The 14233-nt window shown below is 65.8% G+C and carries 18 protein-coding genes; 6 read left to right on the top strand and 12 right to left on the bottom strand.

The features are described 5' to 3' along the window. Positions 1–14: 14 nt before the first annotated feature. The 8 genes from ACTAQI_RS13515 to ACTAQI_RS13480 form a co-directional block, all read right to left on the bottom strand. Positions 15–638 carry a hypothetical protein gene (locus ACTAQI_RS13515; protein WP_457946539.1) on the bottom strand — a complete coding sequence of 208 codons (624 nt, stop codon included), beginning with the start codon at positions 636–638 and terminating at the stop codon, positions 15–17. Beyond that, a complete protein-coding gene (locus ACTAQI_RS13510; protein ID WP_457946537.1) occupies positions 635–1204 on the bottom strand; it encodes a hypothetical protein in 570 nt (189 codons plus the stop codon). The genes ACTAQI_RS13515 and ACTAQI_RS13510 overlap by 4 nt, the downstream gene beginning before the upstream one ends. After that, positions 1201–1581, bottom strand: a complete 381-nt coding sequence (locus ACTAQI_RS13505; RefSeq protein WP_457946535.1) for a hypothetical protein — start codon at positions 1579–1581, stop codon at positions 1201–1203. Before ACTAQI_RS13505 ends, ACTAQI_RS13510 begins: the two co-directional genes overlap by 4 nt. After that, positions 1578–1769, bottom strand: coding sequence for a DUF2273 domain-containing protein (locus ACTAQI_RS13500; protein WP_457946534.1), 192 nt, complete (start codon positions 1767–1769; stop codon positions 1578–1580). The genes ACTAQI_RS13505 and ACTAQI_RS13500 overlap by 4 nt, the downstream gene beginning before the upstream one ends. Continuing rightward, positions 1766–2245, bottom strand: a complete 480-nt coding sequence (locus ACTAQI_RS13495; RefSeq protein WP_457946532.1) for an Asp23/Gls24 family envelope stress response protein — start codon at positions 2243–2245, stop codon at positions 1766–1768. The genes ACTAQI_RS13500 and ACTAQI_RS13495 overlap by 4 nt, the downstream gene beginning before the upstream one ends. A gap of 212 nt (positions 2246–2457) precedes the next feature. After that, entirely contained in the window at positions 2458–2652 is a 195-nt protein-coding gene (locus tag ACTAQI_RS13490) for a hypothetical protein (RefSeq protein WP_457946530.1), read from the bottom strand. Positions 2653–2838: 186 nt separating this feature from the next. Next, entirely contained in the window at positions 2839–3645 is an 807-nt protein-coding gene (locus tag ACTAQI_RS13485) for an ANTAR domain-containing protein (protein ID WP_457946528.1), read from the bottom strand. Further along, complete coding sequence (locus ACTAQI_RS13480; protein WP_457946527.1) at positions 3642–3893, bottom strand: hypothetical protein; 252 nt, start codon at positions 3891–3893, stop codon at positions 3642–3644. The genes ACTAQI_RS13485 and ACTAQI_RS13480 overlap by 4 nt, the downstream gene beginning before the upstream one ends. Before the next feature lie 375 nt (positions 3894–4268). Between ACTAQI_RS13480 and ACTAQI_RS13475 the strand changes: the two genes are divergently transcribed. Further along, a complete protein-coding gene (locus tag ACTAQI_RS13475; protein ID WP_457946526.1) occupies positions 4269–5003 on the top strand; it encodes a GAF and ANTAR domain-containing protein in 735 nt (244 codons plus the stop codon). Between the two features lie 44 nt (positions 5004–5047). Here the strand turns inward: ACTAQI_RS13475 and ACTAQI_RS13470 are convergent, their stop codons facing one another. Beyond that, the gene (locus tag ACTAQI_RS13470; protein ID WP_457946524.1) at positions 5048–5776 is read right to left on the bottom strand and encodes a Type 1 glutamine amidotransferase-like domain-containing protein; all 729 of its coding nucleotides are present in this window, start codon (positions 5774–5776) and stop codon (positions 5048–5050) included. A gap of 94 nt (positions 5777–5870) precedes the next feature. On the opposite strand from ACTAQI_RS13470, the gene ACTAQI_RS13465 reads away from it, so the two are divergent. From ACTAQI_RS13465 to ACTAQI_RS13455, 3 genes are all read left to right on the top strand, one after another. Then, entirely contained in the window at positions 5871–6203 is a 333-nt protein-coding gene (locus ACTAQI_RS13465; RefSeq protein ID WP_457946523.1) for an ArsR/SmtB family transcription factor, read from the top strand. 12 nt (positions 6204–6215) lie between these two features. Then, the gene (locus ACTAQI_RS13460; RefSeq protein ID WP_457946521.1) at positions 6216–6713 is read left to right on the top strand and encodes an SRPBCC family protein; all 498 of its coding nucleotides are present in this window, start codon (positions 6216–6218) and stop codon (positions 6711–6713) included. A 155-nt stretch (positions 6714–6868) separates the two neighbouring features. Next, the gene (locus ACTAQI_RS13455; RefSeq protein WP_457946520.1) at positions 6869–7462 is read left to right on the top strand and encodes a DnaJ family domain-containing protein; all 594 of its coding nucleotides are present in this window, start codon (positions 6869–6871) and stop codon (positions 7460–7462) included. Here the strand turns inward: ACTAQI_RS13455 and ACTAQI_RS13450 are convergent. Then, positions 7459–8037: a GNAT family N-acetyltransferase gene (locus ACTAQI_RS13450; RefSeq protein ID WP_457946518.1), complete on the bottom strand. Its 579-nt coding sequence runs from the start codon at positions 8035–8037 to the stop codon at positions 7459–7461. The genes ACTAQI_RS13455 and ACTAQI_RS13450 overlap by 4 nt on opposite strands. 97 nt (positions 8038–8134) lie before the next feature. Between ACTAQI_RS13450 and ACTAQI_RS13445 the strand changes: the two genes are divergently transcribed. Continuing rightward, a complete protein-coding gene (locus tag ACTAQI_RS13445) occupies positions 8135–9754 on the top strand; it encodes an HNH endonuclease (RefSeq protein ID WP_457946517.1) in 1620 nt (539 codons plus the stop codon). On the opposite strand, the gene ACTAQI_RS13440 is transcribed toward ACTAQI_RS13445, so the two are convergent. Then, positions 9669–11840: a transglycosylase domain-containing protein gene (locus ACTAQI_RS13440; RefSeq protein WP_457946516.1), complete on the bottom strand. Its 2172-nt coding sequence runs from the start codon at positions 11838–11840 to the stop codon at positions 9669–9671. The genes ACTAQI_RS13445 and ACTAQI_RS13440 overlap by 86 nt on opposite strands. Before the next feature lie 178 nt (positions 11841–12018). On the opposite strand from ACTAQI_RS13440, the gene ACTAQI_RS13435 reads away from it, so the two are divergent. Next, positions 12019–12645 (top strand): PadR family transcriptional regulator, encoded by a 627-nt coding sequence (locus ACTAQI_RS13435; RefSeq protein ID WP_457946514.1) that lies wholly within the window; start codon positions 12019–12021, stop codon positions 12643–12645. 3 nt (positions 12646–12648) lie between these two features. Here the strand turns inward: ACTAQI_RS13435 and ACTAQI_RS13430 are convergent, their stop codons facing one another. Then, positions 12649–13968, bottom strand: a complete 1320-nt coding sequence (locus tag ACTAQI_RS13430) for an ammonium transporter (protein WP_457946512.1) — start codon at positions 13966–13968, stop codon at positions 12649–12651. Positions 13969–14233 lie beyond the last annotated feature (265 nt).

The raw sequence follows: 14233 nt of genomic DNA, 5'->3' as shown, positions 1-14233 counted from the left end.
TCGTATCTTCTTCGCTAGCCCGCGCGGTGTGCGCCGGCCAGCTTTGTCCTGGCTCCACTTCCTATTCGGACCAGAACAGTGCTGCGATGACCCAGCAGCGCGTCTATTGCACTGACCAGTTCTTCTGCGAGGTCCGCCACTTCCCGCGGGGAAGCGCCCTTGCGTGCCTGCAGCGTGAGCCGGAGGCCGTTGCCTTGGGATCCGCTCCGCTTTCCCGGGACGTGCCACGCGGTCAGCGAGCTTCCGACGACGGCCCGGCTGCCTTCCAGCGCCTCCTCCACAGCTGCGGCCAGGTAGGAGACATCCACTGCCGTGTCCCCGACTTCCTGATCGTGTGCCTGCGCCGCAGTGCCGGTCCGTCCGCCGCCCTGCCGGGCGATCCAGAGGACACTGACCACCGCGCCCAGGAGCAGCAGTGCAGGCACGCCGAGCGCCCACCAGCTGCCCAGGGGTTCGGGCGCCGGGGCCGTGCGGAGCAGGGCCTGCCAGGTGTCCGGCAGGCCAGCGCCAACGGCACCCCATTGCTCCCGGAGGCCAGGGACCAGTCCGGCACCTGCAGCCAGGGCACCTGCGCACAGCAGCACCAGCCCGGCGGCGGCCAGGAAGAGCCGGTTCATCGCCCGGTTCGTGTTGTTCATCGCCCCACCGCTCCTTCCACGGCAACCCGGACCTCCACCGCAAGTTTCTTGTGGAGGCGGAGGGAGGCAACTTCTCCCGCGGCCGCCTCTGCCAGGACGTTGCGCTCCAAGGTGACGCCCGACGTCGGCCGGACATTTACCAGCGCACGGCGGCGGGTCACCGTCGCGGCCACCTGCTCCGGGGCAAGATTGGCGGCCAGGCGAACCTTGCGTGCGATGGCGGCGGCAATGGCTTCATCGTCCACCACCAGCGCGGCGCGGTCGCTGCCCATGGAGCGGCGGCCCCGGCGCCCACCCTTGACCGCGACAAGCAGAAGGCCTGCGCCCGCCACGGCGAGGAGTGCACCTCCTGCCACCAGGCCTGCCTGTGGCACACCAACAAGGAGCCGTGCCACGTCGCCGGGGGATGCCAACAGTGCGGGCTGCCCCAACAGCCAGAGGGTGCTTTCGGTCCCCAGCCACAGGCAAGCCGCCAACAGCAGGGCTGCGGTGACCACGGACAGCGCGGCGCGGGATGAATGCGTTTCCCGGCGGATGATCCGCTGTGTGAGACGGGTCTGGTTCACGGCTTCCTCCTGCCCTGTCGGTGGTCCACGCGTTTTTCCGGGACTGGTCGGCCTGCCCCGGCGAGGCGGATATTGATCCGGCCGCACTCCATGCCGGTCACCTGCTGACCCATCGAAGAGATCCTCAGCCTTGCGATGCTGGCCCGTTCGAATGCAGAGTGCTGCTCCTGTGCGCCAAGGACGCGTCTGGTCAGCGGGGGAGGCGGGAGCCGGACCAGGAGGTCCACTCCCAGCCTCCCCGTGTCATCCTTGAGGGTCGCAAAGACGTCATCCCGCCTGACTCCGAATGCGTCGGCGGCCACCGCTTCCATGGTGTGCCGCAGGGCGGCCTGCGCGATCCGGGTGTGACCTCGGCGGGCGTGCGCCTGCACGGTCACGACGACGAGCGCCGGCCGCGCAGCGCGTCCAGCACCGCGGCGAGGTCCAGCCGTCCTTCGGCTGCCCTGCCCAGGGCGGCACCGGCTCCCATGAAGATCGCCGTCAGCAGGAAGCCCCAGAATCCGAAGGTCAGCGCGGCCAGCGCCAGGATGGTTCCGGCCGCTGCGCCGGCAACCACCGGGGTCATGCAACCCTCGGTTCGCGGGCGGCGTCGTCCGTGTCGTCGCCGTCGGACGGGAGGTGGATGTCCGTGATGGTGATGTTGACTTCGGTGACTTCCATGCCCACCAGGTCCTCAACGGCGGAATAGACGGCGTCCCGGGCGTTGTCGGCCACCTGCTGAAGGGGGTGCGGGTACTCCACCACGAGGGTCACGTCAACGGCAACCTGGGTCTGGCCCACCTCGACGCTGACGCCCTGGGTGAGGTCCTTCTGGCCCACCTTTTCCCGGAGGTTTCCAAGGGCGCGGGCTGCGCCACCGCCAAGGGCATGCACGCCTTCGATCTCCTGTATGGCGATGCCGGCGATCTTGGCCACCACGCCGTCTGCCACGGTGGTCCGTCCCCGGCCGTCGTTGCCGTCGGCAGGGGAAAGCTCGTGGGTGGGGGCGGCAGCGGCCTTCGCCTGCTGGACCGTTGCGGGGTTTTGGGTCTGCGTGGTCATTTCGTCGCTCCTCTTTCGTTCTGGAACAGGGTTCCAGGGCGCCTTGTCCGCCCTCACAAGTAAGGACGCAGCGGGGAAGGAAAACCTCACGCAGGAATTTGTGTGATGACCGTCGTTATTGCTCCGGGGCGGCAAAAAGGACGCGGACGACGCCGGGTGGGTCCCGTCGTCGTCCGCGCCCTTGGGGGTGGACCTCGTAGAGGGTGGGCGCCTTAGAGGGCCAGTGCCGGCTCGTCCCCGCGCACGCTCAGGGTGAAGGTGTTGGGGCCGCTGCAGGTGACGGCGATGCGGCAGGTGGTGGTGTTGTGGCGCGAGGAGAGGTCGGAGACCGCGGAATCAAGGGTTTCGTGGAGTGAGGTCCGGTCCCAGATCTTCAGCGTCACGGATTCGGCAGTGTTAAACGTCATTGTTCAGTACTTTCCTGTGTCAAGCCGGTTTGATGTCCGGCAATGGCCTGTCCGCGCTCGGAGGGTCGGTGGCCTGTGCTCACCGGTGGGCCTCGTTGCGTCACCAGGATGTCAAGGGCGAATGGTTCCGGCCCTGCACATCCATAGTGCCCGCGCCGAATGAACCGACTCAACCAAATGGCGCATTTATTGCGAGTGTTTCTCATCACGTGTGAGCGGCGACACGGCCTGCCCGTCGACAGGGGTGGTGATACTTTCCTCGCCGGAGATGGCGGCGATGACCGTTGCGGCCACTTCGCGGAGCTTGAGGTTCCTTGCGCTCGAAGTCCGCGTCAGGATGCTGAAGGCAGTGTCCCGGTCGCAGCGGTTCCGGACCATGATCGCCCCGATGGCCATGTCGATCACGGTGCGTGACTGCGTCGCCGCGGACAGGTCGTCCCTGGCTTCGCTGAGCTGCGAAATTCGCAGGATCAGCCGCAGGGAGCTTGCCGCCTGCCGCGCGAATGTCTCCGCAACGGCGACGTCCCCGCTTGAAAATCCATTGCTGCACCCCGAGTAGATATTGAGCACCGCCTCGGCGTCCCCCGAGAGGTCAAGCGGGACTGCGAGGATCGAGGACACGCCGTGCTCTTCCGCCGTCCGGATATAGGGTCCCCAGCGGGTCTCCGCGGTGACGTCGGGCACCAGGACCGTGCTCCTCTGGCGAAGGGCCGTGAGGCACGGGCCCTGGCTAAAACCGTTCTGCAGTTCATCCAGGGCCATGGCGGCGGCATCACTCGCGGCCACGGCATGGGGCTTCCTCTTCCGGAGGACGGTGACGCCGCTGTGGATGGAGTTGCCGGGCCTGGACAACCGGGAGGCTGCCACGGTGGCCAGTTCCCCGAGGAACGCCTTGATGTCCGGGCTTTCGAGGACAAGATACTGCAGCGATATGTCCGCCTCTGCCGCAGCCAAGCCGTCAGGCTCCTGGAATGGACCCTCCTTGGCGGTCATTCGTCCTCATTTTCGGTTAGTTCCGTCATGGCCGTAGTGACCAGCCCCACCTGGGCGGCTGGAAGATGCAGTGCCTCGTTGAGGTAGGCGTCCAGGGACACCTCGTCGGCATCGCCGCCCAGGCCGTAGTAATAAGTCCACAGTTCGATCAGCGGAACCCGGGCGTCACGGAAACGCTGGGCGGCTTCCCGCCGTTGTGCATCGGCTTCCAGTAACTGGTCGGGGCCCCCGGTCCAATCGGCGTTCATCCCCGCCCTCCGTTCGGCAGTGCGCGGAAAGGCGCACGGCGGGGCAACGCTGAAATTCCGGAGTCCTTGGCGGCGTTTCGTACCGGAAGATTCTGGTGCTCATCGATGATTGACGGTGGGCGGTTGTTGGCCATGAGGCCTCGATCCCGGATTGCGCCCGGCGCTGGGTGCCCGGCTGGTGGCGGCCGCTCTTAACTCGGGCAGCCCGTGCATTCAACCCCTGGATCCTGTCGCCATCCCGAAATCTCCTACCTTTGACACTACGCTCCTGCGAACGTTTGCGGTATGACGGGACTTTCCGGCCTGGAAGGCTAAGGCTGCGGATCGGTGCAACACGCTGACGCAGGCCGCTGGTGTGACCGTAAGATGAACCCCATGCTGAATCCTGCCGACAATGAGACCGTCCAGCACCTCCAGGAGGTCCTGGTGGGTGCTGAAGACGCCGTGGAATTCCTGTCTGGACTCTCAGGAATGGCGGCAGCGGCAGTATCCGAAGCTGCCGGCGATGAAATCGAGTGCGCGGTTACCCTGAAACTCCGGCGGCGTCCCGCCACCGCGGCGGGCAGCAGTACCCGCGCCCTTGAACTGGACCAAATCGAGCAGGCCATAGGGGATGGCCCCTGTATCCGTGCCCTGCGGGAGATGGCGCCTGTGCTGGTTGACGACGTCGCGAGGGATCCCCGGTGGCGCAAGTACAACGAAGAACTGGCCCGGCGGGGCGTGCAGAGCACCCTGGGTGTGCCACTGGAAATCAGTGGCGATGCCAGTGCTGCCCTGAACTTCTTCGCCACCAAGCAGGGCATGTTCACCGCCGACGTCTATGACAAGGCGGTGGGCTTCGCCGCCGCTGCCCACAACACGCTGCACCTTTCGGTCCGCATCCACACTGCGCAGAACCGGGCCGACGATCTCGAAGCGGCGCTTGAGAGCCGGACCGCCATCAACCTGGCCTGCGGCGTGATCATGGCGCAAAACCGGTGTTCGCAGGAAGAAGCGATGGAAATCCTCACCAAGGTCTCCAGCAACCGCAACCGGAAACTGCGGGATGTGGCCAAGGAGCTGATTGAGCAGTTGTCCGGCGGCAGCGTCCAGACCCACTTCGACTCCTAGCGCGGCACCGCCGGGGCCATTGGTCCGGATGCCGACCGGTGCGGTCAGCCGGCTGCCCGGATGGCTACGACAGCTTCGCCTTTGACTCCGCGGATATCCCAGCAGTTGCCGGTGCCGATGACCCTGTAGTCCCTGGCTCCTGCTGATTCCAGCACCATGGCCGTGTTCTCATCGATGGCGACGGCCCATTCCACCTGGCCTGACGCCACGGCACCCACCGCGCGGCTCAACGTTCCGGCCTGGGCTGCGTGGACATCCACCGCGAACGGGACCAGCCCCAGGCCGTCGCGGATGTCCACTGCATCGAGGCCCTCCGAGCACTCCTCCCCGCACACTTCCACTCTGTTGATCCGGTATCCGCCGATCAGTGCCCGGCCTGGAGTCACCATGGCTCCTGCGGAGAACCCCAGATAAGGCGCGCCTTCAGTCACCACCCGGGAAATGGCAGTGGCTGCTGGGCGCAGGCCGTCCCAGTACGCCGGCGTCAGACCGCCGCCTACCACCACGCCGTCCACATCGCTGAAGGCAGCGGGATCCGCCGGGCAGCCTGCCGCCAGCGGGACAGCCACGATCCCGCATCCAATCCGGGCGCGGAGCGGCCCCGCGTAGGCCTCCACGAGGTCCTGCAGGCTTCCGCCGCCGTGGTGCACGGCTACGGCGATACGGGGAGTCCGGCCGTGCGTGGCACGCTGCAGGACGCCACCCGCAAACCGGTCGAAGATGTCCGGAAAAGCCATCGGATCCGGGCCCGCTCCGGCAAGGAAGATGCTCATGGGCTTCAAGATACCGGCTGGCATCTCCGGCCAGCAGGGAGGGGAGGAAAGAAACCATTGACCTGGGCTCGCAGCAGGACTAATCTACAACCAAATGGTTGTAGATCAGCTTAGCGGGACCGAACTTGACCGCCTCTTCCAGGCGTTCGCCGATTCCACCCGGCGGGACATTGTCCGCCGGGTCACCGCCGGCGAATACTCCGTCTCCGGCCTGGCAGCCCTATACGCCATGAGTTTCGCCGCCGTCCAGAAGCATGTGGCGGTGTTGGAGCGCGCATCCCTGGTCACCAAGGAAAAGCGCGGAAGGGAGCAGATCGTGCGGGGTAATCATGAAGGCCTGCAGAACGCCCGGCGGCTGCTCGACGAATACGAGCACATCTGGCGGCAGCGCGCCGCCCGGATGGCAGACATTCTCGCTGAAGGTTAGGAAGGTATTCCCATGACAGTCATCAGTACGGAAAAGAACCCCGAGGCCCTGAGCCTTACCCTTGTTGCCGAGTTCGACGCCGGCGTGGAACGCGTCTGGCAGCTCTTCGAGGACCCGCGGCAGCTGGAGCGCTGGTGGGGCCCGCCCACCTATCCGGCGACCTTCTACAAGCATGACTTCGTGCCGGGCGGCAGGGCCAGCTACTACATGACAGGGCCGGAAGGGGATAAGGCGCACGGCTGGTGGGAGTTCACCAGCATCGACGCCCCGCGCCAGCTCGAGTTCAACGACGGTTTTGCGGACAACGACGGCAACCCCACGGGCGAGCTGGGCATCTCCCACGCAACCGTGAACCTCGAGCCGCTGGGGGTGCGGACCCGCATGACCATCCTGTCCACGTTCGAGTCTGAGGAACAGCTTGAGCAGATCATGGCGATGGGCATGGAAGAGGGCCTCAAGGAGGCCGTCGGCCAGATCGACAGCATCCTGGCCGAGCACGCCCACGCCTGATCGCATCGCAGCTGTCACAATCTTTGCCACTGTGCCAGGTGGGCGTACGACGGCGGGACGTCCCGCCGTCGTACGCCCACCTTGGGCGTTGAACGCGCGAGCCCGCCGCTGAATACTGGAAGCTGGGGACCAAGCGAGGGAAGGCGGTGGCGGCAATGAGCGGCGGTGCAGGGGATTTCCGCAAGCGCCTGGAGCGGGCGGCAGAGGTCCGTTCATACCGCGGCGCCGGCATCAGCGCCGAGGAAGAAGCCGAGCTGGATGCCCTCGACGCGCAGGAGCGGGAGAAGCGCAGGAAAGTCAGCGACGCCGCCCGTGCCGAATACCTGGTCCGCGACGCCATGGCACAGGGCAAGTTCGACAACCTCAAGTACGCGGGCAAACCGATTCCCGGCCTCGGCGATTCCTACGATCCGGACTGGTGGGTCAAGGGCCTGATCCAGCGGGAGAACATCAGCGGCTTGGGCCCGGCGGCCATCCTGCTCCGCGGCGAGGACGCCGAACTTGATGCCAAGCTGGACGCCCAATACACCGAACAGCAGGTCCGGGACATCCTGCAGGATTTCAATCGGCGGGTGATCGATGCCCGCCGGCAGTTGCAGGGCGGGCCGCCCGTGATCACCAGGACCCGTGACGTGGAGGAGGAAGTGGAGCGCTGGCGCAGCCGGCGTGCGGCGCGGGTTGTGGAACTTCCTGCCGAACCGGAGCAGGAGCGTTCCTGGTGGAAGCGTCTGTGGAAGGGGCCAGCCTAGGACAAGGGGTTCCACCGCTCAAACAGCTCACAGCGGGCGTTGTAGTACTTGTCGGTCTGCCCCCTGTGAACCAGCCCGATCCTGGTGCAAACACGCTGCGATGCCGTGTTGGCGGGGTTTGTTACCGCCACAACCCGTGGCAGCCCGCTGCTGAACGCGAGATTGAGAACCGCCTGTGCCGCCTCCGTGGCGTAGCCGTTCCCCCAGTGGTCCGGGTGGAAGTGCCAGCCAATTTCCGTATCACCCGAAGGTTGGAGGGGCAGTTCAGAGCCCGACGCCGGTATGGACTTGAGGAGCAGGGCCCCGGCGAGCTGGGCTGAGGCTTTGTCCTGCTTTGGTTTTTCGGTAGTGTCCTTGAGCTGGACGGCCCAGACGGCGTGGACGGGATGGTCCAGCCTGCGCCAGATATCGATGCGCTCCCGGGCCTCGGCAATAGTGGTCATGATCCGCGGATGGTTGCCGATGAAGCGCTGCACCTCCCAGCGGGAGTAGAGGTCCAGTACAAAGGCGGCGTCGTCCGGCTGCCATGGACGCAGGATGAGCCGCTTGGTCTCGAGGATCTTCACGGTCCCCATGCTGCCAGAGGGTGGTGACAGTAGCGGCCAAAAGTTGTTTTCCACATAGGGCTTTTGGTGCGCGGTAACTGTCACACCCTGGTGGAAGACTTTGGTTATGGAAGTGGGTGTGGGGACGGCGGCGGTACTGGAGGCAGAGCCTCCGAGGCTGTCGCCTGCTGATCCGCCGCAATCCGTGTCTGCTGTTCCGGCTGCCAACGATGCGCTTCCGGTCCCGGCTGCTGCGCCTTCGATTGCTGATGTGCTGGCCCTGTTGCGTTCCGTTCCGCTGGCTTCCGATGGTGCGGGGATGATGGACCAGATGCGCGGGCTGGAGGATCTGAAGTGCTTTGCCGGGGCACGTCAGGCCGGTACCGCGGTGGCGTTTGATTGTCAGCAGCGGCGGGAGCAGGCCGTTGCCGGGGTCCCGGCCGATGAGCAGGGCGCCGGGGTCGCCGCGCAGATCGCGCTGGCCCGGCGGGAGTCCCCGGCCCGGGGGTCCCGGCTGCTGGGCCTGGCCAAAACGCTGACCGGGATGCCGCACACCTTCGCCGCGTTCCGGAGTGGGTTGTTGAATGAGTGGCGGGTCACGCTGGTCGTGAAGGAAACCATCTGCCTCACCCCTGAGGACCGGGCTGGGGTGGATGAGGAACTCGGAGCCGACACCGGCGCCCTGGACGGGATGGGAGATAAGGCCATTGTGGCCGCGGTCCGGGCCGCGGCGTACCGGCGGGACCCTGCCTCGGTGGCGAAGCGGGCCGCACGCGCCGTGACCGAACGGACCGTGAGCCTGCGCCCGGCCCCGGACACCATGACGTACCTGACCGCGTTGCTGCCGGTCGCGCAGGGAGTCGCGGCCTACACCGCCCTCACCAAGGATGCCGACACGGCACGCTCGGCCGGGGATGACCGGTCGCGGGGGCAGGTCATGGCCGACACCCTCGTCGAGCGCGTCACCGGCACCCCGGGTGGCGTGACCGGGGTGGAGATCCAGCTCGTCATGACCGACCGCACCCTCCTGCAGGCCGATGCCGAGCCCGCAAGGCTGCCAGGCTACGGCACCATCCCCGCCGCCTGGGCGCGGAACATTGCCCTCACCAACCCTGCGGCCGGCGCCCAAACAGCAACGCCGGAGGCCGAGTCGCACCAGGACCTGAATGTGTGGGTCCGGCGGCTCTACACCGCGCCGGGCAGTGAGGAGCTGGTGGCGATGGAGTCCAAAGCCCGATTCTTCCCGCCGGGGCTCAAACGCTTCCTGCAGGTCCGGGACGATACCTGCCGCACCCCCTACTGCGACGCACCCATCCGCCACCACGACCACATCACCGGCTGGCACGATCGCGGACCCACCAGCGCCGATAACGGCCAGGGGCTCTGCGAAGCCTGCAACCACACCAAAGAAAACCCCGGGTGGACAGCCACACCAGTGCGTGGCCCGCGCCAGACCGTGGCAACCACCACCCCAACCGGCCACACCTACCACTCCACCGCACCACCACTCCCCGGCACACGGACCGGTGCCCCAGCAGCGGTGACCGTGCCCGCAGCCGCGCGGGACCGCCGTCGTGCATTCAATGCCCGTCGTAACCGCGGGGAGCAAGGGGCCCAGGCGGGGGCAGGGCCTGCCCGCTTGGTGCGCTCACGGGCCGGGTCTAGGGCTTCGGGTTCGGGTTCGGCCCAATCATCGAAGCGGGCGGCGGCGCGAACGGGGCTGCGGGATAGAGCGGCGCCACCTTGAGCATGTAGTTGGCCCACTGCGGCCCGGCAATCATGTACCCGTCAAGGCTCGGGTAGAAGGTGCCGTTGATGGTTACGTTCTGTCCTGCCCGCTTTTGGCCTTCCAGCGCATCGCCAAAGAAGGACGCGGTCACCAGGCCGGTGGTGTATCCCACCACCCACGTGGACCCGTTGTTGTTCGACGTGCCGGTTTTGGCAGCGGTAGGAAGCTTGTCCTGCACCTTCGGGTTGATCCAGACGCCGGAGCCCTTTTTCAGGACGTCCTGCAGTACCGAGTTGACGCCGCGGGCAACATCCGGTTTGACGGCGTCATGGCAGTCGGGGGCCTGGGCGGGCAGTTTTGCCCCTGCCGCATCCGTAACGTCAACAAGACCAATGGGCGCACAGTAGCGGCCGTCCGTGGCGAAGGTGGCAAAGGCATTGGCCAGGGTGAGTGGGGCCACGCCGGTGCCACCCAGCAGATTGCCCAGCTGGTGCATGTTGACCGGGGTGCTGTCCAGGCCGCTGTGCAGGCCTACGGAGTCCACCATCTTCTGGATGCCGCAAAAGTCGAGTTGGGATGCCGACGCAAAGGTGGCGGTGTTGATCGAGTTATACAGGCCGTAATTGACGGGCATGGGCCGGTAGAAGCCGTCCTCCGCGTTCTGCAGGTCATCGGCGGCACCAAGGGCTGGGTTAGCCTGCGCTGTGCTGTAGGCGCCCAGCACCTTTCCGCAGCTGTCCTTCCACGCGAAGCCCAGGGGATAGACCCGGCGCGAGGCGTCCACTTCGGCCGTGATCGACTTGCCCTCGTTCAGCCACTCCGCGAACGTGAAGGGCTTCATGGTGGACCCCGGCTGGAACCCGCCGGCGCCGTTCAGGTCATTGCCCTGGGCGTCCTTGGCGTCAACATTGAAGTTCAGGTTTGTATCGAACTTGCCGGGTTGCGGGAGGAACACAGTGTTTTGCGCCATCGCCAGGATCTTCCCGCTGCCGGGCTGAATGGTCAGCAGTGACGCTGCCCACCGGTCCGGATTGGCGGCCGCAGTTCCGTCCACTTGGGCCTGGGCGGCGGCCTGGAGCCTGCTGTCCAGGGTGGTGACGATGGTCAGGCCGCCGCGGAACAGCCTCCGCTCACGATCAGGCTCGGTAGGCCCGTACGCGGGATTGTTCAGGATCAGGTGGGAGATGTAATCGCAGAAGTACGGCGCCATGGCCGCATTGGCGCAGCCCTGCTGTTGCGGCGTGATCTTCAGCTGGATGGGGGTGGCCACGGCCTCGTCGTGCTGGACCTGCGTGATCTTGCGCAGGCGCAGCATCTCGGACAGGACCTGGTTCCGGCGCACTATCGACTTGTCCGGATTGGTAGCCGGGTTGTACAGGGTTGGGCTGTTGACCAGGCCGGCCAGCAGGGCTGCCTGGGGAAGAGTGAGGTCTTTCGCGGTGGTGCTGAAGAAGTAGCGTGCTGCCGCTTCGATCCCGTAGGCGTTGCTGCTGAAGAACACGATATTGAGGTATCCCTCAAGGATCTGGTCCTTGGTGTACTTCTTCTCCAAGGCGATGGCGAGCTTCATCTCGCGAAGCTTGTCGCCAAGGTTCTTCTGCCCGTTCAGGACCACCGCGTCCGGCCTGTCCTGGGAAAGCTCCGCTTCGTTCAGGATGTTGGTGACGTACTGCTGCGTGAGGGTGGATGCACCCTGCTCGCCGCCCTTGGTCAGGTTGGACACCACCGCCCGCAGTATTCCCTGCGGGTCCACACCGGCGTGCTCGTAGAACCGGCTGTCCTCGATGGCGACAATGCCGTCCTTGATGAAGGGCGACATCTGGTCCAGCGGCACTTTCACGCGGTTCTCCGCGTAAAAGGTGGCGATCGGCTGCCCGTCGGAGGTCAGGACTCTAGTGGCCTGCGACGGCGGCTGCACCGTCAGCTCGGCAGGCAGGCTTTCGAAGAAGCCAATGGAGGAACTGACACCTATTCCTGCCGCTGCCACTGCCGGGATCACAAGACTGGCCGCCAGCACGCCGCACAGGACACTCGCTGCAAGGAATCCCAGGATCCCTCCCAAGGCCGCGCCAAAACTGCGCCTGCGCTTCCGCCTCTTCACCATTCCTGAGCCCTCGTCCTAGGAGGTGGCATCAGAATACGCTTCCGCAGAGGGGCGAACCAGAGGCGGAGAGATCAGGATTTGGTCACGTCGAACCATTGACCAGCGATAGTTACCGACATATCGTTAACTATCGCTGAAGTAGTAGGCGAGTACTTCAAATTGAAAGGACGATGCCACCATGAAAGGCATATTCGACGAGAAACATCCCGGCCCTGAGTTCGGCAAGGGCCGCTTCGAGCGGGGGAGAGGCCATCGGGGGCCACACGGGCACCGGGGTCCCGGCTTTGGCCCCGGATTCGGTCCCGGTTTCGGGCCTGGATTCGGTCCCGGTTTTGGTCCGGGGTTCGGGCCGGGCTTCGGCCGCGGCGGCCGGAGGGCCAGCCGGGGCGACGTCCGCGCCGCCATCCTCTCGCTCCTGGCAGAGGCCCCGTCCAATGGTTACGGACTGATCAAGACCATCGCCGCCAAGACCGGCGGAATGTGGCGGCCCAGCCCCGGATCCATCTACCCCACGCTCCAGCAGTTGGTGGATGAGGGCTTGATCGAGGCGCTCAGTGAAGGCCGCGGGACTGAGTTTGCCCTCACGGATGCCGGCAAGGCCTATGTGGCGGAGCATGCTGAGGAAATGGAGAACGCCTGGAACGCTGAACCGGACAGTGCGGACAGGGACTTCCACCAAAGCATTGGCAAGCTCATGGGTGCCATCCATCAGTTCCGCACCGGCGTGACGGAGGAACAGCGCGCTGCCGCCGTTGAAAAGATGGACGAAACGCGCCGCGCCCTCTACAAGATCCTTGCGGACTAGAAACTACGCGAAGGAGTCTTCCTTGGCGTGCCGCTCTGCGGGAGCTGCGGCGGTGCGGATGTGGGCCGCTGCCTGGCGCAGGGGATTGAAGCCCGCTCCGATCTCGCCGAACGCGTAGGCGGTTTCCGCGTGCTCGAAGAGGTCCACGCCGGCGGTCTCGGCCTCGTGGCTGACGCGGAAGCCCACCGTCTTGTTGATGATCCGGGCGATGACCGCGGTTCCGATGCCAGACAACAGCAGGGTGATGACGACGGCGGCTGTCTGGGCGATGAGCTGCTGGACGCCGCCGCCGTAGAAGAGGCCCCCGCCCTGGCCGTTCACGGGGAGGGCGATGAAGCCCAGCGACAGGGTGCCAATGAGGCCGGCACCCAGGTGCACACCCACCACATCCAGCGAGTCATCAAGGCCGAAGCGGTACTTGAGGTCCACGAACACGCAGCATGCGGCTCCCGCCACCAGGCCCAGGCCGATTGCTGCCACAGGGCTGATGTTGGCACAGGAAGGGGTAATCGCAACCAGGCCCGCAACAACGCCGGAGGCGGCGCCCAGGGAGGTGGGGTGCCCGTGGCGGACCTTCTCCGTGACCAGCCAGCTCAGCATGGCCGCGGCAGGGGCCACCAGGGTGTTGATCCAGATGAGGCCGGCCTGTTCAACGCTGGTGGCGGCCCCGCCATTGAAGCCAAACCAGCCGAACCACAGGATCGCCGCACCGAGCATGATGAAGGGCAGGTTGTGGGGACGGTGGTTGGGGTCCTTCGCGAAGCCGTGGCGCTGGCCAACGATCACGGCCAAGACCAGGGCGGCCGTTCCTGAACTGATTTCCACAACGGCACCGCCGGCGAAATCGATGACCTGTCCGAAAATATCCGTGACGGCGCCGCCTGCACTCATCAGGCCGCCACCCCAGATCATGTAGGCGAGGGGGCAGTAAATCACCGTGATCCACACAGGCACGAACAGGGCCCAGGCCCCGAACTTGGCGCGGTCTGCGATGGCGCCACTGATCAGGGCAACGGTGATGATGGCGAACGTAGCGCTGTACCCGGCCTTGAGAAGGTCCGGTGAACCCATGAGGTTCTGCAGGCCGAAGCTGGTGAAGGGATTGCCGAAGAGGCCCAGGACGCCGTTGCCGGTGGTCATCGAGTAGCCCCAGAGGACCCAGACCACGCCAACAATGCCTGCCGAGATGAAGCTCATCATGATCATGTTGAGGGCGGCCTTGGCGCGGGTCATGCCGCCGTAGAACAGGCCAAGCCCGGGGGTCATCAGCAGAACCATTGCGGCCGAGATCATCAGCCAGACTTGTTGGGCAGTGATTTCCACCGGTGGGTCCCTTCGCAACGTGATCGTGGTGCCGGGCCCGTTTGGCCCCGCGGCATTTCCCCGGGATCCATTCTTGGCGTCGCGTGTTTCAGCCAATGCCGCTTAAAGTTGCGGCCACGTTACACAAATCGGTCCTGCGTGAAGTTCACGTATCAGCCATGTTTCGGGCATGTAAACGGCGCCTCCTCCGGCGCCCGGGTCCGCGCGCACCCGCTCGTCCAATTCCCCGCCACCGCAGGCCGGAACGGGCCGCGGCCGGTGAGGC

This window comes from Pseudarthrobacter sp. alpha12b (assembly GCF_054130495.1).
Note: the sequence above shows the minus strand (reverse complement) of the source record. Positions and strands in the feature narration are given on the sequence as shown.

Excerpts from the sequence above, each read along its gene's own strand:
- ACTAQI_RS13495 (WP_457946532.1), bottom strand. The coding sequence starts at position 2,245 with ATGACCACGCAGACCCAAAACCCCGCAACGGTCCAGCAGGCGAAGGCC.
- ACTAQI_RS13455 (WP_457946520.1), top strand. The coding sequence starts at position 6,869 with ATGAGCGGCGGTGCAGGGGATTTCCGCAAGCGCCTGGAGCGGGCGGCA.
- ACTAQI_RS13470 (WP_457946524.1), bottom strand. The coding sequence starts at position 5,776 with ATGAGCATCTTCCTTGCCGGAGCGGGCCCGGATCCGATGGCTTTTCCG.
- ACTAQI_RS13465 (WP_457946523.1), top strand. The coding sequence starts at position 5,871 with ATGGTTGTAGATCAGCTTAGCGGGACCGAACTTGACCGCCTCTTCCAG.
- ACTAQI_RS13435 (WP_457946514.1), top strand. The coding sequence starts at position 12,019 with ATGAAAGGCATATTCGACGAGAAACATCCCGGCCCTGAGTTCGGCAAG.
- ACTAQI_RS13485 (WP_457946528.1), bottom strand. The coding sequence starts at position 3,645 with ATGACCGCCAAGGAGGGTCCATTCCAGGAGCCTGACGGCTTGGCTGCG.
- ACTAQI_RS13460 (WP_457946521.1), top strand. The coding sequence starts at position 6,216 with ATGACAGTCATCAGTACGGAAAAGAACCCCGAGGCCCTGAGCCTTACC.
- ACTAQI_RS13515 (WP_457946539.1), bottom strand. The coding sequence starts at position 638 with ATGAACAACACGAACCGGGCGATGAACCGGCTCTTCCTGGCCGCCGCC.
- ACTAQI_RS13490 (WP_457946530.1), bottom strand. The coding sequence starts at position 2,652 with ATGACGTTTAACACTGCCGAATCCGTGACGCTGAAGATCTGGGACCGG.
- ACTAQI_RS13480 (WP_457946527.1), bottom strand. The coding sequence starts at position 3,893 with ATGAACGCCGATTGGACCGGGGGCCCCGACCAGTTACTGGAAGCCGAT.
- ACTAQI_RS13500 (WP_457946534.1), bottom strand. The coding sequence starts at position 1,769 with ATGACCCCGGTGGTTGCCGGCGCAGCGGCCGGAACCATCCTGGCGCTG.
- ACTAQI_RS13440 (WP_457946516.1), bottom strand. The coding sequence starts at position 11,840 with ATGGTGAAGAGGCGGAAGCGCAGGCGCAGTTTTGGCGCGGCCTTGGGA.
- ACTAQI_RS13475 (WP_457946526.1), top strand. The coding sequence starts at position 4,269 with ATGCTGAATCCTGCCGACAATGAGACCGTCCAGCACCTCCAGGAGGTC.
- ACTAQI_RS13445 (WP_457946517.1), top strand. The coding sequence starts at position 8,135 with ATGGAAGTGGGTGTGGGGACGGCGGCGGTACTGGAGGCAGAGCCTCCG.
- ACTAQI_RS13450 (WP_457946518.1), bottom strand. The coding sequence starts at position 8,037 with ATGGGGACCGTGAAGATCCTCGAGACCAAGCGGCTCATCCTGCGTCCA.